A 25,667-nucleotide genomic window follows, 5' to 3' on the forward strand; every position below is an offset into this window, starting at 1 on the left:
CGCCCGCGGAGATGCTCGGGAGACCGCAGCAGACCGCAGCAGACCCAACACCGAGGCCGGGAGACGAACATGACCGCACTGTCGCCGCACCTTCGCCAGGCCACGCCCGTGGTGGCGGCCCGGGGCGAGGGCGTCCACCTCTTCGACCAGGACGGCCGCCGCTACCTCGACTTCACCGCCGGCATCGGCGTCACCAGCACCGGGCACTGCCACCCCAAGGTCGTCGCGGCGGCCCAGGAGCAGGTGGGCACGCTGATCCACGGTCAGTACACGACGGTCATGCACCAGCCGCTGCGCCGCCTCGTCGACAAGCTCGGCGAGGTGCTGCCGACCGGCTTGGACAGCCTGTTCTTCACCAACTCCGGCAGCGAGGCCGTCGAGGCCGCGCTGCGCCTGGCCCGCCAGGCCACAGGCCGTCCCAACGTCATCGTCTGCCACGGCGGCTTCCACGGCCGTACCGTCGCCGCCGCCTCCATGACGACCTCCGGCACCCGCTTCCGCTCCGGCTTCTCCCCGCTGATGAGCGGCGTGGTCGTCACCCCCTTCCCGTCCGCCTACCGGTACGGCTGGGACGAGGAGACCGCCACCCGCTTCGCCCTGCAGGAGCTCGACTACACGCTCCAGACGATCTCCTCGCCCGCCGACACGGCCGCGATCATCGTCGAGCCGGTGCTCGGTGAGGGCGGGTACGTGCCCGCCAACCGCGCGTTCATGGAAGGGCTGCGGGAGCGGGCGGACCGGCACGGCTTCCTGCTGATCGCCGACGAGGTGCAGACCGGCGTCGGCCGCACCGGCCGCTTCTGGGGCCACGACCACTTCGGCGTCACACCCGACATCCTCGTCACCGCCAAGGGCCTGGCCAGCGGCTTCCCGCTGTCGGGCATCGCCGCCTCCGAGGAGCTGATGACCAAGGCCTGGCCCGGCTCGCAGGGCGGCACCTACGGCGCCAACGCCGTCGCCTGCGCCGCGGCCTGCGCCACCCTCGACGTCGTCCGCGACGAGAAGCTCGTCGAGAACGCCGAGGCCATGGGCAAGCGGCTGCGCCACGGACTGGAGGCGGTCGCCGACCGGACGCCGGGCATCGGCGACGTGCGCGGCCTCGGCCTCATGCTCGCCACCGAGTTCGTCACCGAGGACGGCGGCCCCGACCCCGAGACCGCCGCCCGCGTCCAGCGCGCCGCCGTCGACGAGGGCCTGCTCCTGCTGCTGTGCGGGGCCTGGAACCAGGTCGTCCGCATGATCCCGGCACTCGTCATCGACGAGACGGCGGTGGACGAGGGCCTCCAGGCGTGGGCGACCGCGGTCGAGGCCGGCACAGCGGGAGCGGCACGGCGATGACGGACACCACCACGGCCCTGGAGCCGCTGGTCGTACGGCTCGCCGAGACCGCTCCCGGCCTGCGGGTGGAGACCGGCCCCGGATCCACCGGCCTCTACGCCTACGACGCCTCCAATTACCGGGTCCCGCCGCGGGCCGTGGTCTTCCCCCGCAGCGCCGACGACGTCGTCGCGGTGCTGCGGGCCTGCCGCGAGACGAACATCCCGGTCACCGCACGCGGCGGCGGCACCAGCATGGCGGGCAACGCCGTCGGGCCCGGCGCCGTACTGGACTTCTCCCGGTACCTGAACCGGATCTTGGACATCGACACGGTGACTCGCACCGCGCGCGTCGAGGCCGGAGTGATCCTGGACGCGCTGCGGTCCGCGGCTGCCCTGCACGGGCTGACCTTCGGCCCCGACCCCTCCTCGCACAGCCGCTGCACCCTCGGCGGCATGATCGGCAACGACGCCTGCGGCAACCGGTCCGTGCGGCACGGGCGCACCAGCGGGCACATCGAGGCGCTGGAGATCGTGACGGCCGACGGCGTGCGGGCCGTCGCCGACCACACCGGACTGCGCGCCGCCGACCCGGACGACACGGACGCCGTCCAGCGGATCGCCGGTCTGGAACGGGACGTGCGCCGCCTGATCGACGGCAACCTGGCGTCGATCCGTACCGAGCTGGGCCGGGTACCGCGCCAGGTCTCCGGCTACCAGCTCCACCACCTGCTGCCCGAGCACGGCTTCGACATGGCCCGTGCCCTGGTGGGCACAGAGGGCTCCTGTGCGGTCGTCACCGCCGCGACGGTCCGCCTGGTGGCGACCGCACAGGCTTCCACCCTCCTCACCCTCGGCTACGACGACGTGGTCGACGCCGCTGAGGACGTCCCCGAGATCCTGCGCTGGAACCCCACCGCCGTGGAGGGCATGGACGAGGCGATCGTCGCCACCATGCGCGCCCGGCGCGGCCCGGATTCCGTCACCGGACTCCCCGAGGGGCGTGCCTGGCTGTACGTCGAGCTCGACGGCGACGACCAGGCCACGGTGAACACCCGGGCCGCCGAACTGCTGGACGTGCTCAAGGCACAGGGCCGGATGACCGGTGGGCGGGTCGTGGAGAGCGCTGCCGAGCGGCGCTCGCTGTGGCGGGTCCGTGAGGACGGGGCCGGGCTCGCCGCCCGGCTCGTCGACGGCTCGGAGTCCTGGCCGGGCTGGGAGGACGCGGCCGTCGCACCCGAGGACCTGGCCGCCTACCTGCGCGACTTCCGCAAGCTGCTCGCCCTGCACGGCCTGACCGGCGTGCTGTACGGGCACTTCGGCGCCGGATGCGTCCACGTGCGCATCGACTTCGACCTCGCCACGGACACCGGCCGGGCCGCCACCCGCCGGTTCCTGACGGAGGCCGCCGCCCTGGTCGTCGAGCACGGCGGAAGCCTGTCGGGCGAGCACGGCGACGGCCGGGCCCGCGGCGAACTGCTGGAGGTCATGTACAGCCACGGGCTGATCCGGGCGTTCGCCGACTTCAAGACGATCTTCGACCCGGAGGGGCTGCTCAACCCCGGCGTCATCGTCGACCCGGCGCCGCTCGACGCCGACCTCGCCCTGCGCGAACTCCCGCTCCTGGACACGACGTTCACCTTTCCGCACGACGAGGACGGCTTCGCGGGAGCGGTACGCCGCTGTGTCGGTGTCGGCCGCTGTCGCAGCGACGCCGGCGGCGTGATGTGTCCCAGCTACCGGGCCACGGGGGAGGAGAACGACTCGACGCGGGGCAGGTCCCGTCTGCTCCAGGAGATGGTGCGGGGCGGAACCGTCCAGGACGGCTGGCGCTCCACCGAGGTGCGGGACGCCCTGGACCTGTGCCTGTCCTGCAAGGCCTGCTCCAGCGACTGTCCGGTCGGCGTCGACATGGCCACGTACAAGGCGGAGTTCCTGCACCAGCACTACAAGGGCAGAGTCAGACCCCGCTCCCACTACTCCCTGGGCTGGCTGCCCCTGACGTCCAAGCTCGTCGGATACGCGGCCCGCCCGGTGAACGCGCTGCTGCGCGGACCGCTGGGCAAGCTCCTCGCGTACCTCGGCGGCGTGACCACGAAGCGCCGTATCCCGGCATTCGCCTCCCGGCGCGCGCTGCGCCGGGCCCTGCGCACGGCGAGGACCGGCGAACCGGCGAAGGCGCTGCTGTTCGTGGACAGCTTCACCCGCGCCTTCCGCCCCGAGGTGGCCGGGGCGGCGAGCCGCGTACTCGCCGACGCCGGCCTTCCCTGCACGGCGCAGGACGACCTCTGCTGCGGCCTGACCTGGGTCAGCACCGGCCAGCTGTCGCTCGCCCGCCGCATCATGGCCCGCACCGTCGCCCGGCTGGACAACGGCGACGACCGGCCCATCGTCGTGGCCGAACCCAGCTGCGCGGCGGCGCTCAAGCGCGACGTGCCCGAACTCCTCGGCACCGACGCCGCCCGGCGCGTCGCGGCCCGTGTCCACACCCTCACCGGAGCCCTGACCGACCTCGCCACACCCGGCTGGTCGCCACCGGAGCTGCCGGACAACGTCGTGCTCCAGACCCACTGCCACGAGTACGCCACCTTCAAGGGCCGCCACCCCCGCGACCTGCTCGGCCGCCTCGGCGTACGCAAGGTCGACGAGGCCGAGGGCTGCTGCGGACTCGCCGGCAACTTCGGCTTCGAGGAACAGCACTACGACACCTCGATGGCCGTCGCCGACCTCGCCCTGAAGCCACGCCTCGACGACATCGACCCGGGGACACCGGCCGTCGTCGTGGCCGACGGCTTCAGCTGCGCCACCCAGATCGACCACCTCGCCGGAGACCGGGGCATCCGCGCCCTGCACCTCGCGGAACTGCTCGACCCCGCCGCCGACCGACCCGGACAACCAGGAGAGAACTCATGACCGACACACCCACGCAGTTGTTCATCGGTGGCGCCTGGGTGGACGCCTCCGACGGCGCCACCATGCCCGTCGACGACCCCGCCACCGGCGAGATCCTCTGCCATGTGGCCGACGCGGGCCCGAAGGACGCGGCGCTCGCCGAGGAAGCGGCCGTGCGGGCGCAGCAGGAGTGGGCGCGTACGGCGCCCCGGGTGCGCAGCGAGATCCTGCGCCGCGCCTACGAGATCATCATCGAGCGCACCGACGAGCTCGCCCACCTGATGACGTCCGAGATGGGCAAGCCGCTCGCCGAGGCCAGGGGAGAGGTGGCGTACGCGGCCGAGTTCTTCCGCTGGTTCTCCGAGGAGGCCGTCCGTATCGACGGCGGCCTCGCCACCCTGCCCGACGGCCGCAACCGGATGCTGCTCTCGCGTCGCCCGGTCGGTCCCTGCCTGCTGATCACCCCGTGGAACTTCCCGCTGGCGATGGGCACCCGCAAGATCGGCCCGGCGGTCGCCGCCGGCTGCACCATGGTGCTCAAGCCCGCCCCGCAGACCCCTCTGTCCAGCCTGGCTCTCGCCGCGATCCTCAAGGAGGCCGGGCTGCCGGACGGCGTGCTGAACGTCGTCACCACCTCCCGTGCGGGGGAGGTGTGCGAACCGCTCCTGCGCGGCGGGCGGATTCGCAAGCTCTCCTTCACCGGTTCCACGGCCGTCGGGCAGCTGCTGCTCGCGCAGAGCGCTCACGCGGTGGTCCGGACGTCGATGGAGCTGGGTGGCAACGCGCCGTTCGTCGTCTTCGAGGACGCCGACCTGGACAAGGCGGTGGACGGGGCGATGGTCGCCAAGATGCGCAACATGGGCGAGGCGTGCACGGCCGCCAACCGCTTCTTCGTACACCGCTCGGTGGCGGAGGAGTTCGGACGCCGGCTGGCCGAGCGGATGGGCGCGCTGGTCGTCGGTCCGGGCACCCGGGACGGAGTCGACGTCGGCCCGCTGATCGACAGGACGGGGCGCGCGAAGGTGGAGGAGCTGGTTGCTGACGCGGTGGAGCGCGGGGCGCAGGTGCTCGTGGGCGGCCGTACTCCCGAAGGCCCCGGCTGCTTCTACCCGCCCACCGTGCTGGCCGACGTCGACCCCGCGAGCCGGCTGATGGGCACGGAGATCTTCGGCCCCGTCGCCGCGATCCTCACCTTCGACGACGAGGACGAGGTGATCCGCCGGGCCAACGACACCCCCTGGGGCCTGGTCGGCTACGTCTTCACCGAGGGCCTCGACCGCGCCCTGCGCGTCAGCGAGCGGCTGGAGGTGGGCATGGTGGGGCTGAATACGGGTCTCGTGTCCAACCCTGCGGCGCCCTTCGGCGGTGTCAAGCAGTCCGGTCTGGGCCGCGAGGGCGGTCGGGTCGGAATCGACGAGTTCCTGGAGTACCAGTACCTCGCGGTGCCGGTGAGCTGAAGGTGGCAAGTATGAGGTTCCTGAAGACCATCGACACCCGTCCTACCTTCGCACCGCACGCGTCCGGCCCGCTCCCGGAACGTCTGGTCTCCGGCGACCCCGCGTTCCTGACGTGGCCCCAGGACGTCGCCCGCGGGGAGATGATCCATACGGGAGTGTGGGAAGCGACGCCCGGCGAGACGCGCTCGATCAAGGGCGAGACCTTCGAGTTCTGCCACATCCTCGCGGGCATCGTCGAACTCACGCCGGAGGGTGGCGAGCCGGTGGTCTACAAGGCGGGCGACAGCTTCGTCATGAAGCCGGGCTTCGTCGGGGTCTGGAAGACCGTCGAAACCGTGCGCAAGATCTACGTGATCGTGAAGTGACGCGTCGCTCAACCGCGCACAGAGCCGCCGGGACCGTCGTCAGGCCAGGTGCCGGGCGGTGATCTCCGCCGCTGTCTCGGCCACCAGTCGGCCCAGCTCGGGCAGCCGGCCGGGCTCGAAGCGGGAGTCGGGCAGGGAGACGGCCACGGCGGCCAGCGGAGTGCCCTCAGAGTCGAGCACGGGTGCCGCGATGGCGCAGACACCCTGAAGGTACTGGTTGTGGTTGACGGCGTAGCCCCGCTCTCGCACCCGGTGGAGCTCGCCGCGCAGTTGCCCCGGGTCGGTGATGGTCTCCTCGCCGTAGCCCTCCAGCGTCCCCGCGGCGACCTCGTCTATCTCGGACTTCCCCAGATGGGCGAGGACGGCGTTCCCGGCGGCGGTGGCGTGCAGCGGTGAGGTGTCGCCGATGGAGTGGAAGGTGCGTACGGCGTGGTCGCAGTCGACGCGGTCGACGACGACCATGCCGTGCAGGGCGTCCGGGACGGACAGGTGGATGGTCTCGTTGACCGCGTCGCGGAGCCGGATCATGGGTTCGCGTGCGGCGGCGAACAGGCTGGAGCCCTGCAGTGCGGCGGGTCTGACGGCCAGGACGCGGGCGCCGATCTCCCAGCGGGTGGTGTCCTTGCGGTTCGCCCGCAGCCAGCCGGCCTCGTTGAGTGTGACGAGCGTGCGCTGCAGGGTGGACTTCGGCAGCCCGAAGAGTTTCGTCAACTCCCCTACGGTGACGGGTTGATGTCGGGCGACCGCCTCCAGAACACGCAGCGACCTGGTGACGCTCTTCATTTCCATTCGATGCCCCCTCGGACCTGTGGGTTCCTGGTTCTCGCCTCTTGACCCCAGCAGGGAGTCACGGTCCACAGTCGTGCCGGATTCCAGCATAGCGTGTCACACTGTGGCACGTGACTGGAGTCGGTCGGTCAGTGGACCGGTGTTGTGGTGTGCCGGGACCCCTGTTCCCCGCGGCGATGGACAGCGGCAAGGCTCTGACCGTGCCTGCCGTGCCTGCCGTGCCGCGTGGTGCGGCCGCCCTGTGTTCGGCCCCCCAGGCCGGGCGCAGGGCGGTGGCTGCGTGACGGAAGGCTGAGGGCCGGTTCGCGCGCTGACGCGTGCGAACCGGCCCTCGGTCGACCGCTTGCGGACCGTCGTCCGCCGTTCAGGCGCCCAGACGGCGCCGTGAGATCTCCGCGGCTGTGTCGGCGACGAGGCGGCCCCACTCGGGTGCGCGTTCACCGTCGTACCGTGCCTCGGGCATGGAGACGGCCACGGCGGCCAGCGGTGTGCCGTCCTCGTCGAGCACGGCGGCGGCGACGGCGCAGACGCCCGGCCGGTACTGGTTGCGGTTGACCGCGTAGCCGTCGGTGCGGATCCGGTCCAGCTCGGTGCGCAGCTCGTCGGCTTCCGCGGGGGTCGTGTCGCTGAACCGCTCCAGGCCTGCCGTGATGAGGTCATCGACGTCTCGCTTGGGAAGGTGGGCGAGGATGGCGCGTCCGACGGCGGTGGCGTGCAGCGGCGAGGTGTCGCCGATCGTGTGGAAGGTGCGTACGGCGTGGTCGCAGTCGACGCGGTCGACGACGACCATGCACTGCAGGGCGTCCGGCACCGACAGGTGGATGGTCTCGTTCATCGCGTCCCGAAGGCGAACCATGGGTTCGCGTGCCGCGGCGAACAGGCTGGAGCCCTGCAGGGCGGCCGGTCGTACGGCCAGGACGCGCGCGCCGATCTCCCAGCGGGTGGTGTCCTTGCGGTTGGCGCGCAGCCAGCCGGCCTCCGCCAGCGTGACCAGGGTGCGCTGCACGGTCGACTTCGGCAGCCCGAAGAGCTTCGTCAACTCCCCTACGGTCACGGGCTGATGCTGGGCGACCGCCTCCAGAACCCGCAGCGACCTGGTGACGCTCTTCATTTCCATCCGGTTTCCCCCTGTTAATCCTTCAAATTTCTACTGAACACCCTCTTGACTCCCCTCTGAAGCCACTGTCATTCTCTGTGCCAGATTCTAGCACAGCATTCCACAATGTGGCACGGCACTTCGAGAGATCCCCTGAAGTGAGCCGGACTGCGAGACGCGGCGGTTGCGAGCCGCAGGTCCACAAGGAGGGCCTGGCTCCCGCCCAAACCATCTCGAATCGAACAGCCTCACGTCGGGGCCAGCATGCGCCTCGGTGATACGAAAGGAAAGTCCTGTGTCAGCTGCCAGGAAGCGCGTCGCGGTGGTCGGCGTCGGAACGATGGGCAGCCAGGCCGCCTGGCGGCTGGCGGCCCGCGGCGCCGAGGTCGTCGGATACGACCGGTTCGCCCCCGGCCACGACCGCAGCGCCGCCGGCGGCGAGACCCGCATCTTCCGCAGCGCGCACTTCGAGGACTCCCGGTACGTCCCCCTCCTCAAGCACGCCGACGCCCTCTGGGAGCAGCTCCAGCAGGAGACCGGCCGCGAACTGCGCCGGCTGACCGGATGCCTGCTCATGGGGCCGACCGACCACCAGCAGATGGCCACCGTCCTTCAGTCCATCGCCGAGCACGACCTCGACCACGAGGTGCTGGACGCCGAGACCCTCGCCAAGCGCTTCCCGCAGTACCGCATCGAGGACGGCGACGCGGCCGTACTCGACCGTCGCGCCGGCTTCATTCGCCCCGAACTGACGATCCAGACCGCCGCCCGCCGCGCCGAGCAGCTGGGCGCCGTGATCCACCGCTACACCACGGTCCGCGAGATCGTCCCCGTCGCCGGCGGCGTGGAGATCCGCACCGACTCCGGCAGCGAGCGCTTCGACACCGCCGTCGTCATGCCCGGCCCCTGGGTCAACGACCTGCTGCCCGACCTGCCGTGGGAGGTGGAAGTCCGCCGCCTCGTCAGCGCCTGGTACGTGCCCACCGCCCCCGACGCCTGGTTCGGCGAGGAGCGCCCCGCCTTCATCCGTACGGCACCCACCCACTGCTACGGCCTGCCCTCCCCGGACGGCATCTCGGTCAAGCTCGGACTGTCACGCGCGCTGCACCGGCTCGCCGACGACCCCAACCAGCTGGACCGCACCGTGCGGCCGGACGAACTGGAGGTCTTCTCCGAGCTGATCGGGCGTTACCTGCCCGACCTGCACCCGGACCCCACCCGCCTCTCCGTCTACATGGAGGGCTACACCGAGAGCAGCCGCCCCCTGGTCGGCCCACTGCCCGGCGCCGAGAACGTCATCCTCCTCGCCGGCTTCTCCGGCCACGGCTTCAAACTCTCGCCCGCCTTCGGTGACATCGCCGCGGACCTCGCGCTGGACGGCGCCTCGCCCCAGCCCATCGACTTCCTCTCCACCGTCGGCCGTACGGAGGCATGACCATGAACGACACCGTGCTCTCCGTCGGCACCCTGGTCGCCGAGCCGGGCACCAAGGCCCGCGGCCACGTCCCCGCCGACCTCGGCACCCTCACCGCGGACATCCCGCTGACCCTCGTCAACGGGACCCGCCCCGGCCCCCGGGTCGTCATCACCGCGGGTGTGCACGGCGGCGAGTTCCCGCCCATCGACGCCGTCGTGCGACTCGCGGACGAGCTGGAACCCTCCGAAGTGCACGGACAGGTGATCATCTGTCCGGTCGCCAACCCGCCCGCCGTGTACCGGGGTCGGCTCAACATCTCCCCGGTCGACGGCGTGAACCTCAACCGCGTCTTCCCCGGCGACCCGGCCGGCGGCCCCACCGAGCGGCTGGCCGCCTGGCTCTTCACCCACCTCGTCGACGGCGCCGACGTCTACATCGACCTGCACTGCGGCGGCATCGACCAGGTCCTGCGGGACTTCGTCGGCTACCGCCTCACCGGTGACCCGGACCTGGACAAGGCGACCGCCGAACTGGCGGGCTCCTTCGGCATCGAGGACGTCATCATCGGGCTGACGCCCGAGGGTGGCAACAGCCACGCGGCCGCCGCCCGCCGGGGTATCTCGGCGGTCCTGGTCGAGGTGGGCCAGCTCGGCCAGCGGGACGAGGCCACCGCCCTCCGCCGCGTCGACGGCCTGCTGAAGGCACTGCGCCACCTGGGCGTCCTCGACCAGGACGGTTCCGCCCCGGCGCCGATTCGCGAGTGGGTCTGGTCCGCCGGTGTCACCGCTGATGCCATCGGCCTGTGGTACCCGGAGTTCTCCTTCGACGCCGACGTCATCGGCGAAGTCGCCGAGGGCGACCTCCTCGGCCGCATCGTCGACCCGACCGACGGCCGCGAACACACCGTCCACGCCCCGGCCGACGGACGGATCTTCTACGGCATGCACGGCCTCACCGTCGCCCCCGGCACCGAACTCGCCGCCCTCGCCGTCCCGTGGGACGCCGACACAGCCGCGCGGGCCGACACCCTCCGGGCCCCCGGCCTCGGTGCCGGATCCGACGAGGCGGATCCCCGCCCCTAGACCCCCATTTCCAGCCGCCCCCCTTTTCCACGTCCCCAGCCGCTCCCCCTTCTCGCGGCCAGCACCACCAGGAGGCACACGATGAAAGATGCCCGAATAGACCGCAGACTGTTCCTGCGAGGAATAGGAGGGGTCACGGCGGGTGTCGCCGCCGCGACCGCCCTCAGTGCCTGCGGTACCGGCACCAGCCGGTCCGTCGCCGGCAGCGGTGGCAAGGGCGGCAAGACGGTGGTCGTCCGCGACAGCGGCGGTTCCTACGGCGCTGCCCTGCAGAAGGCGATCTACACGCCGTTCACGCAGGAGACCGGCATTACCGTCAAGGTGCTGAACCTGGACGACGCTCCGCTGCTGGCGCAGATCAAGCAGGGCCGACCGCAGTGTGACCTCATCAACAACTCGATGATGTCCCACACGAAGTACGTGAAGCAGGACGCGCTGGAGGCGCTGGACCTCGACCGGGTCAAGAGCGTGAAGACCGCGAAGATCCCCGAGGCCCAGATCACCGGCCATGCCGTCGGCCACGGCTTCTACGGCCAGTGCATCGCATATCGCACGGACGCCTTCGGTGGCCGCAAGCCGGAGTCGTGGGCGGACTTCTGGGACACCAAGGCGTTCCAGGGCGGCCGTTCGATGTGCAACCCGGACGGCGACCTGCCCGAGCTGGAGTTCGCGCTGCTGGCCGACGGCGTCCCGATGGACAAGCTGTATCCGCTGGATGTGGACCGGGCCTTCAAGGTGCTGACCCGGCTGCGGGGTGACATCAAGAAGTTCTGGGACAGCGGCCCGCTCCCTGGTGTGCTGCTCAGCCGCCAGGAGGTGACGATGTCCACCGTCTGGGACGGCCGTATCGCCGATCTGCAGAAGCAGGGCGTCCCGGTGGAGCGGCAGCTCAACGGCATGCGCCGCCAGTTCTCGGGCTATGCCATCGCCAAGGGTGCGGCCAACGCGGACAACGCCTACCAGCTCATGGACTTCTCGCTGCGGGCGGAGAGCCAGGCCAACCTGGCCAAGGCCTTCCCGTTGAACCCGGCTTCCCCGCTGGCCTACGCCAAGCTCACCGAGGACGAGCGCAACGCGCTCGCGGGTGCGCCGCAGTACTACGACAAGGGTTTCGACGCGGACATCGACTGGTGGCTGAAGAACGAAGCCGCCGTCACCAAGCGCTGGTTGGAGTGGGCTCGTGGCTGAATTCGGTATCGCCACACCGTCCGTCAAGGTGGCCGGCGGCAAGCCGGCCACGGCGACCGGCAAATCGCTGTCGGTGGTGGCTCTGCGCAAGACGTACGGGGACGTCGTCGCCGTCGACGAGGCGTCCATGGAGATCGCGGCCGGGGAGTTCGTCACCTTCCTCGGCTCCTCCGGGTCGGGCAAGACCACGACTCTGATGATGATCGCCGGTTTCTGTGAACCTGACTCCGGCACCATCACCGTCGGGGACCGTGACGTCACCCGGCTCGCCCCGCAGAAGCGGGGCCTCGGGTTCGTCTTCCAGCAGTACCTGCTGTTCCCGCACATGACGGTCAGTGAGAATGTCGCTTTCCCGCTGACGCTGCGCGGCGTGGGCAAGGACGAGATCCGCCGCCGGGTGGGGGAGACCCTGGAGATCGCGGGGCTGTCCGGGTTCGGTGGGCGTAAGCCGCGTGAGCTGTCGGGTGGTCAGCAGCAGCGTGTGGCGTTGTGCCGGGCGCTGGTCTACCGCCCGCCGGTCATCCTCATGGACGAGCCGCTCGGCGCCCTGGACAAGAAGCTCCGCGACCAGCTCCAGATCGAGATCAAGACCATCCAGCAGGAACTCGGCCTGACCGTCATTTACGTGACGCATGATCAGGAAGAGGCGCTGGTGATGTCGGACCGCATCGCGGTGATGCGCAACGGCCTGATCGAGCAGTTCGACACCCCCCGGGAGCTGTTCGAGCGGCCCAAGACGCCCTTCGTCGCGGACTTCCTCGGCGCGGCCAACTTCCTGCCGGGCCGCATCGAGCAGCACATCGACGATCACACCCTGGTCCGTCTCGACAAGAGTGGCGGCCTGCTGAAGGCGCGCCGCCACGACCTCGCCTCCGGCACCCGGGTCAAGGTCGCCGTGCAGCCGGGCCGACTGCGGGCCTGCGCCACCGATGACGGCTTCTGTACCGGCACGGTCGAGGCGGCCACCTACGTGGGCACGCTGGTCCGCGCGGGCGTGCGGGTCGACGGCGATGACGCGCCGCTGCTGCGCCTGGAAGTACCGGCAGGCCGGGGCCCCGTCGCCGGCGAGCGGGTCGGGATCACCGCCGACCCGGACGACGTCAACCTCTTCGCTGACGAACAGGGAGGGTGAGCCATGGCCGCCACCCTCACCGCCAACGCCCCCGCCCGCCCCCGCAAGCTCCTGGCTTCACGCCGGACGCGGGTCGGGATCCTCTACGCGCTGCCGGTCGTCGTCTATCTGCTGGTGCTGTTCGTCTACCCGATCTTCTCCACGCTGCTGCTCAGCCTGAAGGACGCCGACGGATCGTTCACGCTGCACTGGTACGCCGACGCGCTGACCGGCGTCAACCTGTCGGTGCTGTTCACCACGCTGCGGATCTCCGCCGAAACAGCCGTGCTGAGCCTTGTCTTCGGGTTCGTTCTGGCGAACGCGATCTCGCGGCTGAAGCCCCTGTGGGCCGGCCTTGCCATGCTGATCGTGGTCGTGCCGCACTTCATCAGCGCCCTGGTGCGCACCTACGGCTGGATCATCCTGCTGGGTGACAAGGGCCTGGTGAACGAGACCCTTACCGCCATGTCGATCCCCGGAGCCCCGTTCCAGCTGCTCTACAACGAACTCGGCGTGGTCATCGGCACCACCTCCATGATGCTGCCCTACACGGTGCTGCTGCTGTACGGCGTGATGCGCGGGGTGGACCGGCGGCTGCTCGCGGCCGCGGCCAGCATGGGCGCGGGACGCGTGACGATCTTCCGCCGCGTCTACCTGCCGCTGGTCGCCCCAGGCCTCGCCAGCGCCGGCCTCCTCAGCTTCATCCTCTCGCTGGGCTACTACATCACCCCCGCCCTGATGGGCGGACCCAACCAGACGATGATCGCCACCCTCATCAACCAGCAGGTCACCAAGGAAAACCAGTGGAACGGAGCGGCCGCTCAGGGCGTCATCCTGCTGGTCCTCACCCTGGCCGGACTGCTGCTGGTCAAGGTCGTGACCTCGCTCGGCGCCAGCCGTAAGAAGAGGAACGCGTCATGATGGAACTGCGCAAGACCCTCGCCGGACGGATCGCCCTCACCGCGGTCGCCACCGTCATCCTCCTCTTCCTCGCACTCCCGATCGTCGTCATCCTCGTCACCTCCTTCAGCAACAACGCCTTCGCCTCCTTCCCGCCCGAGACGTGGACGCTGAACTGGTACAAGGCACTGTTCGCCGACGGCAGCAAATGGCCGGCCGCCCTGTCACTGAGCGCCCTGGTCGCCGCCCTGAGCACCGTCTTCTCTCTCATCATCGGCGCCACCGCGGCCACCGCCCTGGTACGCAGCGAACTCCCGCTGCGCTCCGCGGTCTTCGCCCTGGTCCTCGGACCGCTGGTCATCCCGCAGATCGTCACCGCACTCGGGCTGTTCCTGCTCTTCGAACCCGCCGCGATGCTGGGCAGCCCGATCGCCATCGCACTCGGCCACACAGTCCTCGCCTCACCCATCGCGGTGCTCATCCTGATCGCCACCCTGCGCGGCATCGACGAACGCCTCGAAGACGCAGCGGCCAGCATGGGCGCCGGCCGCCTGACGATCGCCCGGCGCATCACCTTCCCCCTCGCAGCCCCCGGCATGATCGCTGCGGCGATCTTCTCCTTCATCACCAGCTTCGACGAGTTCTACATCTCCCAGTTCCTCTCCTCCGTCGACACCGTCACCCTCCCCGTCCAGGTCTACAACTCCCTCACCTTCGAGATCGACCCCAGCGTCACCGCCGTCAGCGCCATCCTCATCGCCTTCGCCATCCTCGCCCTCGGCATCGTTGCCCTGGTCCGCTGGATCGGCTCCGGACGACAGGAATCCCTCCTGTCGGTCGAGAACACGGTCGGCGTCGCCAACCCCGGAGGCGAGGCCGTATGACCACCGCCGCCGCTCAGCTGACCGCGGCCACCGCTCAGCGGCACCTGCTGCTGAACATGACCGCCAACGGATCGCTCGGAGAACAGGGCGAAGACCTCCTCGTCGTCCAGCGAGGCGAGGGCCCGTACGTCGACGACGCGGACGGCAACCGCTACATCGACGGTCTGTCAGGGCTGTACTGCTGCCAGCTCGGCTACTCCTACGGCCCCGAGTTCGCCGAGGCAGCCGAACGGCAACTGCGCGAGCTGTGCTACAGCCCGCTGTGGACCGGCTCCGCGCATCCCTCGGCCATCGAACTCGCCGAGCGGCTGTCCCGGATCGCCCCCGTCGACATCGAGCACACCTTCTTCGCGAGCGGCGGCGCCGAAGCCGTCGAGACCGCCTGGAAGATAACCCGCCGCTACCACGCCCTGCGCGGTGAGCCGGGCCGCACCAAGGTGATCGCCCGGCGCGGCGCCTACCACGGCCTGACCGTCGGAGCCCTGTCCCTCACCGACGACCCCGGCCTGACGGAGCCGTACGGTCCGCCGGCGATCGACACCCGGTTCGTGTCGAACACCAACCGCCTCGGCCTCGCACCCGAGTTCGCGGACGACGAGGTGTACACGGCGTGGCTGCTCGCCGAGTTGGAGGCCGCGATCCTGACCGAGGGCCCGGAGACCGTGGCGATGTTCATCGCCGAGCCGGTGCAGAACCGGGGCGGCTGCATCACCCCGCCCATGGGTTACTGGCAGGGGTTGCGGGCGCTGGCCGACCGGTACGGCTTCCTGCTCGTTGCCGACGAGGTGATCACCGGCTTCGGCCGGATCGGCGAGTGGTTCGGCGGGGACCGCTACGGGGCCCGCCCGGACATGGTCACCGTCGCCAAGGGCATCACCTCCGGATACGCCCCCCTGGGCGCGACCCTGGTCGGCACCAAGGTCACCGAGGTCATCAACCGGCCCGGCGCGGTCCTCAATCACGGCTACACCTTCGCCGGGCACCCGCTGAGCACGGCCATCGCCCTGCGCAACCTCGACATCATGGAGCGGGACCGGATCCTGGACAACGTCCGCGCCCTGGAAGGCGACCTGGCGAAGCGCATGGCGGCGCTCAAGGACCTGCCCATCGTCGCCGATGTCCGCGGCACCGGGTTCTTCTACTCCTGCGAACTCGCCGGCGACCTCGACGACGGCGGTTTCAGCGACAGGGCCCGAGCCGAACTGATCGGCGACCTGATCCCACGCCGACTGCGCGAGGCGGGCCTGCTGGCCCGCGTCTACGACCGCTCCGCGCCCCTGGTCCAGATCGCGCCCCCGCTGATCAGCGACCGCGCCGTCCTCGACCGTATCGCCGCGATCATCGCGGGCACCCTCGCCGAGGCGTCCACCCGCATCTGATCCACACATGTACGTATGGGAAAGGAACGACATGTACTCCATCGGTCCGCTGACCGTCGCCCCGGGCGAGCGCGCCCAGGGCCTCATCCCGGTCGGCACCAGCAGCTACGGCGTGGAGCTCGGCATTCCGCTGATCGTCGTCAACGGCGCCCAGGACGGCCCGGTCCTGTGTGTGGACGCCGGCGTGCACGGCGACGAGTACGACGGCCAGGAGGCCATCCGCCGCGCGCTCGCCGAGATCGACCCCGCCACCCTGCGCGGCACCGTCGTCGGCATCCCCTGCATGAACACCCCGGCCTTCGAGGCGGCGGCCCGCGCCAGCGGCATCGACCACCTCAACCTCAACCGCATCTTCCCGGGCGACGCCGAGGGCTCGTACTCGCAGCGGCTGGCCGCCACCTTCGTCGAGCAGGTCGTGCCGGCCGTCGACGCCGTGGTCGACCTGCACACCGGCGGCGCCTACGGCGAGATAGCGCCGCTGGTCATCCTCCAGGGCGGTTACGAGGACCTGGCCACGGGCCTCGCCCTGGCCGCCGGGCACGAACTGGTCTGGAAGGGCGGCAAGTGGGGCGGCACGGTCCGCCACCCCGTTCTCGAGGCCGGCAAGCCCGCCATCACCATCGAGTGCGGTGGCGCCACGTACCGCGAGACCAACGTCGAGCACCACATGAACTCGATCCGCAACATCCTGCGCAGCCTCGGCATGACCGACGGCGAGGCGCAGCTACGGGACACCTACACCACGGTCGCCGGCACGTTCGCCCGCTCCGCCGCCGGCGGCTTCTTCGTCGCCCGCGCCGAGCCGGGGGAGACCTGCAAGGAAGGCGACCTGATCGCCACCATCACCGACCACTACGGCACCACGCTGGAAGAGGTCACCGCGCCGCAGGACGGCATCGTGCTCTGGGTCCGCCGGATCCGCACGGTCCGCCCGGGCGACGAGGTCGTCATCTTCGGCGAGGTGCTGGGGGAGATCCGGCCATGAGCAGCGAACTGCAACCGACCGAACTGCAACTGACCGAGCTGCTGATCGACGGCAAGCAGGTCCCGGCCGCCGACGGACGCACCTTCACCGTCCTCGACCCGTCGAACGACACCGCCATCGCCCAGGTGGCGCTGGCCGGCAGGGTAGACGTGGACCAGGCGGTGGCCGCAGCGCGCGCGGCCTTCACCGCTCCCGAGTGGGCCGGGATGCGAGCCGCCGACCGCGGCCGGATCCTGTACCGGATCGCGGAGGCCATCCGCTACCAGGGCGAACGTCTGGCCCGCCTGGAGAGCCAGGACGTCGGCAAGCCGCTCCGCCAGGCGAAGGCCGATGTCGAAGCGGCCGCCCGCTACTTCGAGTTCTACGCGGGCGTCGCCGACAAGCTCGGCGGCTCGACGATCCCGCTCGGCCCCGGCCTGCTCGACTACACCGTCCGCGAGCCGATCGGCGTCTCCGGCCAGATCATCCCGTTCAACTACCCGCTCCAGAACACCGCGAGGGGCTCCGCCCCGGCGCTGGCCGCAGGCTGCACGGTGGTGCTCAAGCCCTCACCCGAGGCGCCGCTCACCCCGCTGGAGATCGGCAGGATCGCCCTGGAGTGCGGACTTCCGCCGGGCGTCCTGAACGTCGTCCCCGGCGACGGCGAGACCGGCGCGGCCCTCGCCGGCCACCCGGACATCGACCAGGTCACCTTCACCGGGTCCGTGCCCACCGGCATCAAGGTCGCCCAGGCCGCCGCCGCCAACGTGGTGCCCTCGGTCACCGAACTGGGCGGCAAGTCGCCGGTCGTCGTCTTCGCCGACGCCGACTTCGACCTGGCGCTCGGCGCGGTCGCCGGCTCCGCGTTCGGCAACGCCGGGCAGACCTGCTCCGCCGGCACCCGGCTGCTTCTCCAGCGCGGCGCCGAGGAGTTCCTGGACAAGCTCGTCGCGCACGTCGCGGCCCTGCGCCTCGGCCCCGGCCTCGCCGACCCGGACGTCGGCCCGCTCGTCGCCGCACGGCAGCGGGACCGCGTCCTCGGCTACCTGGAACTGGCGCGGCAGGAGGGCGCCGTGGCACGGGCCGGCGGAGGCGCCCCCTCGGATCCCGAACTGGCCGACGGCTACTACGTCGAGCCGACCGTCCTGACCGGACTCGACAACCAGGCCCGTTGCGCCCGCGAGGAGATCTTCGGCCCCGTCGTAACGGTCATCGAGTTCGACGACGCGGCCGAGGCGCTGGAGATCGCCAACGACAGTCCGTACGGCCTCGCCTCGTACGTGTGGACCCGCGACATCGACAAGGCGATGCGTATGGCCGAGGGCATCCGGGCCGGCCAGGTCTACGTCAACGCCACCGGCGTCGGAACCGGTGTCGAGCTCCCCTTCGGCGGCTACAAGCACAGCGGCTGGGGCCGGGAGAAGGGCCTCGAAGGCATGTCCAGCTACCTGCAGACCAAGAACGTCTGCATCGGATTCGGGAACCGGTCATGAGATACCGCACGCTCGGCGAGCGCGGCCCGACCGTCTCGGTGGTCGGCGTGGGCGGCAACAACTTCGGTGCCCGCCTTGACGAGGACGGCACGAAGGCCGTCGTCCACGCCGCCCTCGACGCGGGGATCACCCTGTTCGACACAGCCGACATGTACGGCGGTTTCGGTGAGCTGGGCGGGTCCCGCGGCGACGGCGAACGGCTCCTGGGCGCCGCGCTCAAGGGCCACCGTGACCGCGTGGTGCTGGCCACCAAGTTCGGCATGGAGATGGGCCGGGACGCGGACCTGTACGGTCCGCGTGGGGCCCGCGCCTACATCCGGTACGCGGTCGAGGCATCGCTGAGCCGGCTCGGCACCGACCGGATCGACCTGTACCAGTACCACGAACCGGACGGCGTCACGCCGCTGGAGGAGACGATCGTCGCGCTCCAGGAGCTGGTCGACGAGGGCAAGATCCGGTACATCGGCTGTTCCAATCTCCCGGCCGAGCAGGTCACGGACGCCTTCGTGTCCACCCAGGCCCGCTACCACCTGCTCGACCGCGGTGCGGAACAGGACCTGATCCCGGCCTGCCTGCACCACGGCCTCGGCCTGCTGCCGTACTACCCGCTGGCCAACGGCCTGCTCAGCGGAAAGTACCGCCGAGGCGAGGAGCCTCCGCCCGGCAGCCGCCTGACCTGGCGTCAGGGCTGGCTCACCGACGCGGCCCTCGACAGGACCGAGGCGCTCACGGCATACGGCGCCGAACGCGGCCTGACCCTCCTCCAGGTCGCGGTCGGCGCACTGGCGGCGCTGCCCGCCGTCGGCTCCGTCATCTGCGGAGCCATGACCCCCGAACAGGTCACCGCCAACGCGGCGGCGGCCGACTGGATACCGAGCCCGGCCGACCTGGCCGTACTCGACGCGATCGTCGCCCCCGGCGAACGCGTCGTCTGAAGCCCCCACCCCTCTGAAAACCCCGAGAGAGCAAGGCTGGACACCATGCGAGAGATCGTCACCTTCGACGCCTACGCCACCCTGATCAACTTCGAGCTCGGTCCCACGACCCTGAAGGTCCTGGAGGACCGGCTCGACCTGGACAATCTGGATGTCGACGAGTTCCTCGACGACTTCCGCGTCATGCGCTTCCAGGCCGTCCTGGAGGCCTACCGCCCTTACCACGAGGTCCTGCACTCCAGTCTGCGCAACGCCATGCGCCTGCACGGCCTGGAGTACCGGGAGACCGACGGCGAGGCCCTCGTGGACGCCGTCCCCACCTTCGGTCCCTGGCCGGAGGTCCCGGAGGCCCTGCGGAAGCTGAAGACCAAGTACGAGATCGCCATCATCTCCAACTCCGACGACAACCTGATCGCGCGGAACGTCAAGAACATCGGCGTCGAGTTCGACTACGTCATCACCGCCCAGCAGGCCGGCGCCTACAAGCCGGACCGCCAGGCCTTCAAGCACGCCTACCGGACCATGGGTGTCGAGGCGTCGCAGGTCATCCACGTCGCCCAGGGCTGGGAATACGACCACATCCCGACCCGCGACCTGGGCCTGAAGCGCCGGGTGTGGATCAACCGCTACGGCCGCAAGGGCAGCGCCGACTACCAGCCCTACGACGAGCTGCCCGACCTGTCGGGCCTGCCGAAGCTCCTCGGCTGCTGACCAACGGCACACCGGCGACACAGGACTGAGAAACACAGAGGACGCACGCCATGAAGCAGATCCCCTACTGGCTGGACACAGCCCCCGCCCTGCCCGACCGTTCCGGAAAGGACCTGCCCGAAGAGGCGGACGTGGTGGTGATCGGCGGCGGCCTCACCGGCCTGTCCACCGCCTACCACACCGCCCGCAAGGGTGCCCGGACCGTCCTCGTCGAGAAGGACAAGGTCGGCTCGGGCGCCTCCGGGCGCAACGGCAGCATGTGCACCCAGGGCATCACCATCAGCCCCGCCGAGGCGCGGGGGCGCTACGGGCAGGAGCGGGCCCGCGAGCTCTACGACTCCTTCCGCGACGCGGTCGACCTCGTCGAGGAGCTCACCCGTAGCGAGAACATCGACTGCGACTTCAACCGTGCCGGGCGCCTCGGCGCGGTCTGCAAGCCCGGCCACTTCGACGGCCTGCGGGCCAAGCAGCGAGACCTGGCCGACAACTTCGGCCACGAGACGGTCGTCCTGAGCAAGAGCGAGCTGCGGGCCGAACTCGGCACGGACTACTACCACGGCGCCCTGCTCGACCCGGACAGCGCGGGCCTGCACGTGGGCAAGTTCGTCGGCGGCCTGGCGGACGCCGCCGAGCGGGCCGGCGCCGACATCCACGAGCGCAACGCCGCCACCGGCCTCACCCGCCTTCCCGGCGGCGGCTTCCTGGTGGAGACCATGCACGGCACCATCCGGGCCAAGCAGGTCATGGCGGCGACGGACGCTTACACCGACAAGTCGATGCCGTGGTTCCGCAAGCGGCTGATCAACGTCGGCAGCTTCATCATCGTCACCGAGCCGCTGGGGGAGGCGCGCGCCAAGGAGCTCATCCCGAACGGCCGCCTGCTGGTCGCCCACAAGAACGTCGGCCACTACGTCCGCCTCACCCCGGACAACCGCCTCGCCTTCGGCGGCCGGGCCCGCTTCGCCCCCTCCAACCCGGCCTCCGACATCAAGAGCGGTGACATCCTCAAGCGGGAGATGACCGAGATCTTCCCGCAGCTTGCAGGGGTGCGCATCGACTACGTGTGGGGCGGCATGGTCGGTTTCTCCTGGGACCGCATTCCGCACGCGGGCGAGGTCAACGGCCTGTACTACTCCATGGGTTACTGCGGGCACGGCGTCCAGATGGCCACGTACATGGGCCGCGCGGTCGCCGAGATGATGGACGGCAACCCCGAGGCCAACCCGATGCGCGGCTTCGGCTTCCCGAAGGTGCCCGTCCCCTTCTACAACGGCACCGCCTGGTTCCTGCCGTTCGGCGGCGCCTATTACAAGGCGAAGGACCGCCTGCTCTGAGCAGGTACCGACATCGGTGATACAGCGGGGGCCTTTCCACAGTCGTGCGGGAGGCCCCCCGCGATGCCCTTTGAGAGAAGGCCGTACATTCATGACCGTCGTCACCCGTAGCGAACACGACCTGCTCGGCGACCGTGACGTCCCCGCCGACGCGTACTGGGGCGTCCACACCCTGCGCGCCACCGAGAACTTCGCCATCACGGGCACTCCCATCTCCGCCTACCCGCACCTGATCGACGCCCTCGCGGCCGTGAAGGAGGCCGCAGCCCTCGCCAACGAGGAGCTCGGGCTGCTGGAGCCGGCGAAGGCGGCAGCGATCGTCGCCGCGTGCGGGGAGATCCGGTCCGGGAAGCTGCACGACCAGTTCGTCGTGGATGTCATCCAGGGCGGCGCCGGAACCTCGACGAACATGAACGCCAACGAGGTCATCGCGAACCGGGCGTTGGAGCTGCTGGGCCACGCGAAGGGTGAGTACCGGTCCCTGCACCCCAACGAGGACGTGAACCTCGGTCAGTCGACGAACGATGTCTATCCGACCGCGGTGAAGATCGCGACGGTGTTCGCGGTACGCGGGCTGCTCAGGGCGATGTCCATGCTGCAGGACGCGTTCGCGCGTAAGGCCGTCGAGTTCCGTGAGGTACTGAAGATGGGCCGTACGCAGCTGCAGGACGCGGTGCCCATGACGCTGGGGCAGGAGTTCTCTGCGTATGCCGTGATGATCGAGGAGGACCGCAGCCGGCTCGCGGAGGCGGTGGAGTTGATCCACGAGATCAACCTGGGTGCCACGGCCATCGGTACCGGCCTCAACGCGCCCGCCGGATACGCGGAGTCGGCCCGCCGCCATCTGTCGGAGATCACCGGGCTGCCGTTGGTCACCGCGGCCAACCTGGTGGAGGCAACCCAGGACTGCGGTGCGTTCGTGCAGGTGTCGGGTGTGCTGAAGCGGATCGCGGTGAAGCTGTCGAAGAGCTGCAACGATCTGCGCCTGCTATCGTCCGGGCCGCGCGCGGGACTCGGCGAGATCAACCTGCCTCCGGTGCAGGCCGGTTCGTCGATCATGCCCGGCAAGGTCAACCCGGTCATCCCCGAGGTCGTCAACCAGGTCGCCTTCGAGGTGATCGGCAACGACGTCGCCATCACCATGGCGGCCGAGGCCGGACAGCTGCAGCTCAACGCGTTCGAGCCGATCATCCTGCACTCGCTGTCGGAGTCCATCACGCACCTGCAGAGCGCGTGCGTCACCCTTGCCGAGCGCTGCGTGGACGGCATCACCGCCAACACCGAGGCGCTGCGCAGGAGTGTGGAGAACTCCATCGGGCTGGTCACGGCCCTTAACCCGCACATCGGGTACACGGCGGCGACCGACATCGCCAAGGAGGCGCTCGTCTCCGGCCGTGAGGTGGCCGAACTCGTCCTGGAGAAGGGCCTGTTGCCCGCGGAGACCCTCGCCGACCTGCTGCGGCCCGAGGTCGTCGCGGGCAGCGGCCAGGCCCTGGCCTGACGGGAGCGAACATGAGACTCGAGGACGTCAAAGCCGTGATCACCGGAGCGTCGAGCGGGATCGGTCGGGCGGTCGCCTCCCGCTTCCGTCGCGAGGGTGCCAACCTCCTGCTCACCGGACGGCGACCGGAGCTGCCGGAAGATCATCCGGACGATCTCTACCTCGGGGGAGACCTGAACGACGAGAACTTCGTCTACCAGCTCGCCGCCCGAGCGGCGGACCACCTGGGAGACGTCGGAGTGGCCGTCCTCTGCCATGGGCTCCAGGTGTCCGGGCCGCTCACGGACATGACCTACGACGACGCACGCGACGTGCTCCACAGCAACCTTCTGAGCTCGTTCCTGGTCATGAAGCACCTGCTGCCGCTGGCTCCCCAGCCGGGAGCATCCATGGTGTGCGTCAGCTCGCGCCTCGGCATGGTCGGCATGCCGGAGCAGACCCTGTACTCCGCCGCGAAGGGCGGCCTCATCGCGCTGGCGCGCGGCGCCGCCATCGAATGGGCGTCCCGCAACATCCGCGTCAACGTGGTCGCGCCAGGTCTGACGATGACGCCGATCATCGAGGCCTCGTTCCAGCGGCGTCCCGACCCCGCCGCCTATCGGCGCCTCAGAGAGGACTCCATCCCGTTGCGCAGGCTCGCCACACCCGAGGAGGTCGCCGACGCGGTTCTCTTCCTCGCCTGCCCGGAGTCGTCGTACATCACCGGTGCCGTGCTTCCCGTGGACGGCGGCTACACAGCGTTCTGAGCCCTCAAAGGCACGAGCGCGGTCAGCCCGCACCTCACCGGTCCACGGCGATCACCAGTCAGCGTCGCTCCATTGGTCCAGCAGCGCTTCGGCCATGTCCGTGTCGGGTTCGGCCGCCCGACTGTGGAGCGACTGCTCGGTCCAGATCACCTTGCCGCGGGCCAGGTAGCGGGTGCCCCAGCGCTGCGTGAACCGGGCGACGAGGAACAGGCCGCGCCCGCCCTCGTCGGCCGCCCGGCGCAGGTGCGGTGAGGTGCTGCGGTGCCGTAGCGAATGGCATTGGTGACCAGCTCACTGATCACCAGTTCGGTGGGGAAGGCGAGTTCCTCCAGCCCCCACTCCTCCAGCCGGCGGGCGACCTGGGCTCGGATCCCGGCGACGGCGGCGGGATCACCGGGGATGTCCCAGCCGGCGACCTGAGAGGGATCCAACAGGCGGGACCGGGCAACGAGCAGTGCGATGTTGTTGCCCGGCCGGGCGGGCAGCAGGGCGTCGAGGACGGCCTGACAGGTCTCCTCCGAGGTTCGGCCGGGACCTTTCAGGGCGTCGTGCAGCATCGCGAGGCCGGTGTCGATGTCCGGCGTGTCTGGAACTGGATCGGGCGGTCCCAGGAGGAGATCGAACAGGCTCGTCAGGACTGGACGGAAGGGGCACGGTTCGGGGAGGTGAAGGGGTACGACGAGGGTCCGCTGCCTGCCCCTGAGCTGCCCCGCCGACGCCTCTGAAGCCGCGAGGAAGGGTCCGTTGACCTGGCGGACCACGGCCGCCCGCGCCGATGCCTCCACCGGCTGGGCATCCTCCGTCACATCGCCCGCCAAGGCATCGAGTCCTCGCACCGCCGCTACGAGTGCAGGGCAAGGCAGCCAAACATTTCCTGAGGCCGCAACGACCGTCAGCCGAATGACGATGCCGAGGCTACTGCGCCGAGGTGGCGGTAATGGGTGGCTACCTGGTCTTGAACCGGTCCGGACGCACGAAGTCCAGGCCTTCGATCGCCTGCTTGCCGAGCGCCTCGTGTGCGGCGATGTGGCCATAGCCGGTGGCCATTTTGAAGCCTTTTCCGGAGAATCCGGTGGCGCAGTAGACCCTGCTGTTCTCGTCCAGCCGGCCGAGGAGGGGATGCCTGTCCTCGGTGAAGAGGTCGGGGAAGGCGTCGGAGCGCGCGATGGTTGGGATCAGGCCGGGGAAGAATTCGGTGACGATATCGGTGGCCTTTGCGACTTCTTCCCGGGTGAGTTCGCGGGGCACGGCGTCCGGGTCGGAGGTTGCCCTTGCGCGCCCGGACAGCGGTCCGTCCACCGATGCCTTGACCGTCACACCGTCGACGGCGGGTGCGCCGTACATGGAGCGCTCCTCGTACCACCGGCTGAAGACAGGGAAGTTCTCCGGCGAGAACTGCGTGCCGTCCTGGGCGATGAACCAGGTCAGGACGATCCGATGGGTTTCCGTTACAGCCTTGAGGTGGTCGGGCATGAGCCTTCGGGACCAGCCGCCCGAGGCGACGATGACCTTCTCGAAGGTCCAGGTTCTGTCGCCAGAGGTGACGACCACGCCGCGGTCGGTTTCGGTGATGCTGTCCACGGGCGCGTTCTGAAGGACGGTGGCGCCGTTCTCCTGGGCCGCCGCGACGGCGGCGCTGACGGCGCGGTCGGTGCGCAGAATGCCGGCGCGGGGGTCGTAGATGGCGCAGTCGTCGGGGCGGAGGTTGTGCTGGGGGTAGCGTTCGGCCATGTCCTCCCGGCTGAGGATGTGGTGCTCGGCTCCGGTGATGCGTGTTGCATCGAGGAGGCTGTTGATGTAGCTGCCGTTCGCCGTCCCTATCGACAGCCCTCCGGTGGTCGTGAGGATGTCCTGCCCGGTTTCCGCTTCGAGCTCGGCCCACAGGTCGCGGGAGCGTTCGATGATGGGGTAGTACTCGGGTTTCCCGAGGTAGATCATGCGGAACAGGCGGGTGTCCCCGCCCACGGCACTGCGGCCGTGGGCCGGGGTGGCGGCCTCGAAGCCCACGACCGAGTCGGACAGCCGGGAGGCCTGCCACAGGGCCATGCTTCCGATGCTGCCCAGGCCGATGACTGCGAGTTGTGCGTCCATGAGAGCAGGTTCCTAT

21 protein-coding genes and 2 pseudogenes are annotated in these 25,667 nt (G+C 70.1%); 19 read left to right on the forward strand and 4 right to left on the reverse strand.

All coding sequences use genetic code 11. From position 1 onward, the window contains the following. The first annotated feature begins 69 nt into the window (after nt 1–69). From EJ357_RS45665 to EJ357_RS45680, 4 genes are read left to right on the forward strand one after another with little or no spacing between them, the layout of a single operon-like run. Nucleotides 70–1,338, forward strand: coding sequence for an aspartate aminotransferase family protein (locus EJ357_RS45665; protein ID WP_126398502.1), 1,269 nt, complete (start codon nt 70–72; stop codon nt 1,336–1,338). Continuing rightward, on the forward strand, nt 1,335–4,229 hold the full coding sequence (locus tag EJ357_RS45670; protein WP_126398504.1) for an FAD-binding and (Fe-S)-binding domain-containing protein: 2,895 nt from the start codon (nt 1,335–1,337) through the stop codon (nt 4,227–4,229). The genes EJ357_RS45665 and EJ357_RS45670 overlap by 4 nt, the downstream gene beginning before the upstream one ends. Continuing rightward, on the forward strand, nt 4,226–5,665 hold the full coding sequence (locus EJ357_RS45675) for an NAD-dependent succinate-semialdehyde dehydrogenase (protein WP_126398506.1): 1,440 nt from the start codon (nt 4,226–4,228) through the stop codon (nt 5,663–5,665). The genes EJ357_RS45670 and EJ357_RS45675 overlap by 4 nt, the downstream gene beginning before the upstream one ends. A gap of 11 nt (nt 5,666–5,676) precedes the next feature. Then, nucleotides 5,677–6,030: a cupin domain-containing protein gene (locus EJ357_RS45680; protein WP_126398508.1), complete on the forward strand. Its 354-nt coding sequence runs from the start codon at nt 5,677–5,679 to the stop codon at nt 6,028–6,030. A gap of 39 nt (nt 6,031–6,069) precedes the next feature. Here the strand turns inward: EJ357_RS45680 and EJ357_RS45685 are convergent, their stop codons facing one another. Together EJ357_RS45685 and EJ357_RS45690 are read right to left on the reverse strand one after the other, a co-directional pair. Next, nucleotides 6,070–6,813 (reverse strand): IclR family transcriptional regulator, encoded by a 744-nt coding sequence (locus EJ357_RS45685; RefSeq protein ID WP_126400913.1) that lies wholly within the window; start codon nt 6,811–6,813, stop codon nt 6,070–6,072. Between the two features lie 370 nt (nt 6,814–7,183). Beyond that, entirely contained in the window at nt 7,184–7,930 is a 747-nt protein-coding gene (locus EJ357_RS45690) for an IclR family transcriptional regulator (protein WP_126400915.1), read from the reverse strand. 280 nt (nt 7,931–8,210) lie between these two features. Between EJ357_RS45690 and solA (EJ357_RS45695) the strand changes: the two genes are divergently transcribed. The 14 genes from solA (EJ357_RS45695) (at nt 8,211) to EJ357_RS45760 (ending at nt 23,560) form a co-directional block, all read left to right on the forward strand. Further along, nucleotides 8,211–9,350 carry an N-methyl-L-tryptophan oxidase gene (solA, locus tag EJ357_RS45695; RefSeq protein WP_126398510.1) on the forward strand — a complete coding sequence of 380 codons (1,140 nt, stop codon included), beginning with the start codon at nt 8,211–8,213 and terminating at the stop codon, nt 9,348–9,350. Nucleotides 9,351–9,352: 2 nt separating this feature from the next. Further along, nucleotides 9,353–10,414 (forward strand): M14 family metallopeptidase, encoded by a 1,062-nt coding sequence (locus EJ357_RS45700; RefSeq protein WP_228472809.1) that lies wholly within the window; start codon nt 9,353–9,355, stop codon nt 10,412–10,414. Between the two features lie 81 nt (nt 10,415–10,495). Continuing rightward, nucleotides 10,496–11,602 carry an ABC transporter substrate-binding protein gene (locus tag EJ357_RS45705; RefSeq protein ID WP_126398514.1) on the forward strand — a complete coding sequence of 369 codons (1,107 nt, stop codon included), beginning with the start codon at nt 10,496–10,498 and terminating at the stop codon, nt 11,600–11,602. Further along, a complete protein-coding gene (locus EJ357_RS45710) occupies nt 11,595–12,734 on the forward strand; it encodes an ABC transporter ATP-binding protein (RefSeq protein WP_126398516.1) in 1,140 nt (379 codons plus the stop codon). Before EJ357_RS45705 ends, EJ357_RS45710 begins: the two co-directional genes overlap by 8 nt. A 3-nt stretch (nt 12,735–12,737) precedes the next feature. Beyond that, on the forward strand, nt 12,738–13,634 hold the full coding sequence (locus tag EJ357_RS45715) for an ABC transporter permease (protein ID WP_126398518.1): 897 nt from the start codon (nt 12,738–12,740) through the stop codon (nt 13,632–13,634). Further along, on the forward strand, nt 13,631–14,497 hold the full coding sequence (locus EJ357_RS45720; protein WP_126398520.1) for an ABC transporter permease: 867 nt from the start codon (nt 13,631–13,633) through the stop codon (nt 14,495–14,497). The genes EJ357_RS45715 and EJ357_RS45720 overlap by 4 nt, the downstream gene beginning before the upstream one ends. Continuing rightward, nucleotides 14,494–15,876: an aminotransferase class III-fold pyridoxal phosphate-dependent enzyme gene (locus tag EJ357_RS45725; RefSeq protein ID WP_126398522.1), complete on the forward strand. Its 1,383-nt coding sequence runs from the start codon at nt 14,494–14,496 to the stop codon at nt 15,874–15,876. Before EJ357_RS45720 ends, EJ357_RS45725 begins: the two co-directional genes overlap by 4 nt. Nucleotides 15,877–15,907: 31 nt before the next feature. After that, on the forward strand, nt 15,908–16,861 hold the full coding sequence (locus tag EJ357_RS45730) for a succinylglutamate desuccinylase/aspartoacylase family protein (RefSeq protein ID WP_126398523.1): 954 nt from the start codon (nt 15,908–15,910) through the stop codon (nt 16,859–16,861). Beyond that, nucleotides 16,858–18,333 carry an aldehyde dehydrogenase family protein gene (locus EJ357_RS45735; protein ID WP_126398524.1) on the forward strand — a complete coding sequence of 492 codons (1,476 nt, stop codon included), beginning with the start codon at nt 16,858–16,860 and terminating at the stop codon, nt 18,331–18,333. The genes EJ357_RS45730 and EJ357_RS45735 overlap by 4 nt, the downstream gene beginning before the upstream one ends. Continuing rightward, on the forward strand, nt 18,330–19,268 hold the full coding sequence (locus EJ357_RS45740; protein WP_126398525.1) for an aldo/keto reductase: 939 nt from the start codon (nt 18,330–18,332) through the stop codon (nt 19,266–19,268). Before EJ357_RS45735 ends, EJ357_RS45740 begins: the two co-directional genes overlap by 4 nt. Before the next feature lie 45 nt (nt 19,269–19,313). Further along, a complete protein-coding gene (locus tag EJ357_RS45745) occupies nt 19,314–19,979 on the forward strand; it encodes a haloacid dehalogenase type II (RefSeq protein ID WP_126398526.1) in 666 nt (221 codons plus the stop codon). Between the two features lie 50 nt (nt 19,980–20,029). Then, the gene (locus EJ357_RS45750) at nt 20,030–21,313 is read left to right on the forward strand and encodes an NAD(P)/FAD-dependent oxidoreductase (protein WP_126398527.1); all 1,284 of its coding nucleotides are present in this window, start codon (nt 20,030–20,032) and stop codon (nt 21,311–21,313) included. A 91-nt stretch (nt 21,314–21,404) separates the two neighbouring features. Further along, nucleotides 21,405–22,814 carry an aspartate ammonia-lyase gene (gene aspA, locus EJ357_RS45755; RefSeq protein WP_126398529.1) on the forward strand — a complete coding sequence of 470 codons (1,410 nt, stop codon included), beginning with the start codon at nt 21,405–21,407 and terminating at the stop codon, nt 22,812–22,814. An 11-nt stretch (nt 22,815–22,825) separates the two neighbouring features. Further along, on the forward strand, nt 22,826–23,560 hold the full coding sequence (locus tag EJ357_RS45760; RefSeq protein WP_126398531.1) for an SDR family NAD(P)-dependent oxidoreductase: 735 nt from the start codon (nt 22,826–22,828) through the stop codon (nt 23,558–23,560). Nucleotides 23,561–23,611: 51 nt separating this feature from the next. Here the strand turns inward: EJ357_RS45760 and EJ357_RS45765 are convergent. Next, nucleotides 23,612–24,138: pseudogene (locus tag EJ357_RS45765) on the reverse strand (ATP-binding protein); the annotation flags it as partial. 9 nt (nt 24,139–24,147) lie between these two features. On the opposite strand from EJ357_RS45765, the pseudogene EJ357_RS45770 reads away from it, so the two are divergent. After that, nucleotides 24,148–24,308 (forward strand): annotated as a pseudogene (locus EJ357_RS45770) (pirin family protein); the annotation flags it as partial. Nucleotides 24,309–24,505: 197 nt separating this feature from the next. Here EJ357_RS45770 and solA (EJ357_RS45775) read toward each other — a convergent pair. Beyond that, nucleotides 24,506–25,651 (reverse strand): N-methyl-L-tryptophan oxidase, encoded by a 1,146-nt coding sequence (solA, locus tag EJ357_RS45775; protein WP_126398533.1) that lies wholly within the window; start codon nt 25,649–25,651, stop codon nt 24,506–24,508. Nucleotides 25,652–25,667 lie beyond the last annotated feature (16 nt).

Origin of the sequence: Streptomyces cyaneochromogenes (genome assembly GCF_003963535.1) — a bacterium.
GTDB lineage: Bacteria > Actinomycetota > Actinomycetes > Streptomycetales > Streptomycetaceae > Streptomyces > Streptomyces shaanxiensis.

What these genes read in the sequence shown, in the direction of transcription:
- solA (WP_126398533.1), bottom strand. Translation starts at nt 25,651, where the DNA reads ATGGACGCACAACTCGCAGTCATCGGCCTGGGCAGCATCGGAAGCATG.
- EJ357_RS45680 (WP_126398508.1), top strand. Translation starts at nt 5,677, where the DNA reads ATGAGGTTCCTGAAGACCATCGACACCCGTCCTACCTTCGCACCGCAC.
- EJ357_RS45760 (WP_126398531.1), top strand. Translation starts at nt 22,826, where the DNA reads ATGAGACTCGAGGACGTCAAAGCCGTGATCACCGGAGCGTCGAGCGGG.
- EJ357_RS45725 (WP_126398522.1), top strand. Translation starts at nt 14,494, where the DNA reads ATGACCACCGCCGCCGCTCAGCTGACCGCGGCCACCGCTCAGCGGCAC.
- EJ357_RS45705 (WP_126398514.1), top strand. Translation starts at nt 10,496, where the DNA reads ATGAAAGATGCCCGAATAGACCGCAGACTGTTCCTGCGAGGAATAGGA.
- EJ357_RS45740 (WP_126398525.1), top strand. Translation starts at nt 18,330, where the DNA reads ATGAGATACCGCACGCTCGGCGAGCGCGGCCCGACCGTCTCGGTGGTC.
- EJ357_RS45745 (WP_126398526.1), top strand. Translation starts at nt 19,314, where the DNA reads ATGCGAGAGATCGTCACCTTCGACGCCTACGCCACCCTGATCAACTTC.
- EJ357_RS45670 (WP_126398504.1), top strand. Translation starts at nt 1,335, where the DNA reads ATGACGGACACCACCACGGCCCTGGAGCCGCTGGTCGTACGGCTCGCC.
- EJ357_RS45730 (WP_126398523.1), top strand. Translation starts at nt 15,908, where the DNA reads ATGTACTCCATCGGTCCGCTGACCGTCGCCCCGGGCGAGCGCGCCCAG.
- EJ357_RS45690 (WP_126400915.1), bottom strand. Translation starts at nt 7,930, where the DNA reads ATGAAGAGCGTCACCAGGTCGCTGCGGGTTCTGGAGGCGGTCGCCCAG.
- EJ357_RS45675 (WP_126398506.1), top strand. Translation starts at nt 4,226, where the DNA reads ATGACCGACACACCCACGCAGTTGTTCATCGGTGGCGCCTGGGTGGAC.
- aspA (WP_126398529.1), top strand. Translation starts at nt 21,405, where the DNA reads ATGACCGTCGTCACCCGTAGCGAACACGACCTGCTCGGCGACCGTGAC.
- EJ357_RS45665 (WP_126398502.1), top strand. Translation starts at nt 70, where the DNA reads ATGACCGCACTGTCGCCGCACCTTCGCCAGGCCACGCCCGTGGTGGCG.
- EJ357_RS45685 (WP_126400913.1), bottom strand. Translation starts at nt 6,813, where the DNA reads ATGAAGAGCGTCACCAGGTCGCTGCGTGTTCTGGAGGCGGTCGCCCGA.
- EJ357_RS45750 (WP_126398527.1), top strand. Translation starts at nt 20,030, where the DNA reads ATGAAGCAGATCCCCTACTGGCTGGACACAGCCCCCGCCCTGCCCGAC.
- EJ357_RS45700 (WP_228472809.1), top strand. Translation starts at nt 9,353, where the DNA reads ATGAACGACACCGTGCTCTCCGTCGGCACCCTGGTCGCCGAGCCGGGC.
- EJ357_RS45715 (WP_126398518.1), top strand. Translation starts at nt 12,738, where the DNA reads ATGGCCGCCACCCTCACCGCCAACGCCCCCGCCCGCCCCCGCAAGCTC.
- EJ357_RS45720 (WP_126398520.1), top strand. Translation starts at nt 13,631, where the DNA reads ATGATGGAACTGCGCAAGACCCTCGCCGGACGGATCGCCCTCACCGCG.
- EJ357_RS45735 (WP_126398524.1), top strand. Translation starts at nt 16,858, where the DNA reads ATGAGCAGCGAACTGCAACCGACCGAACTGCAACTGACCGAGCTGCTG.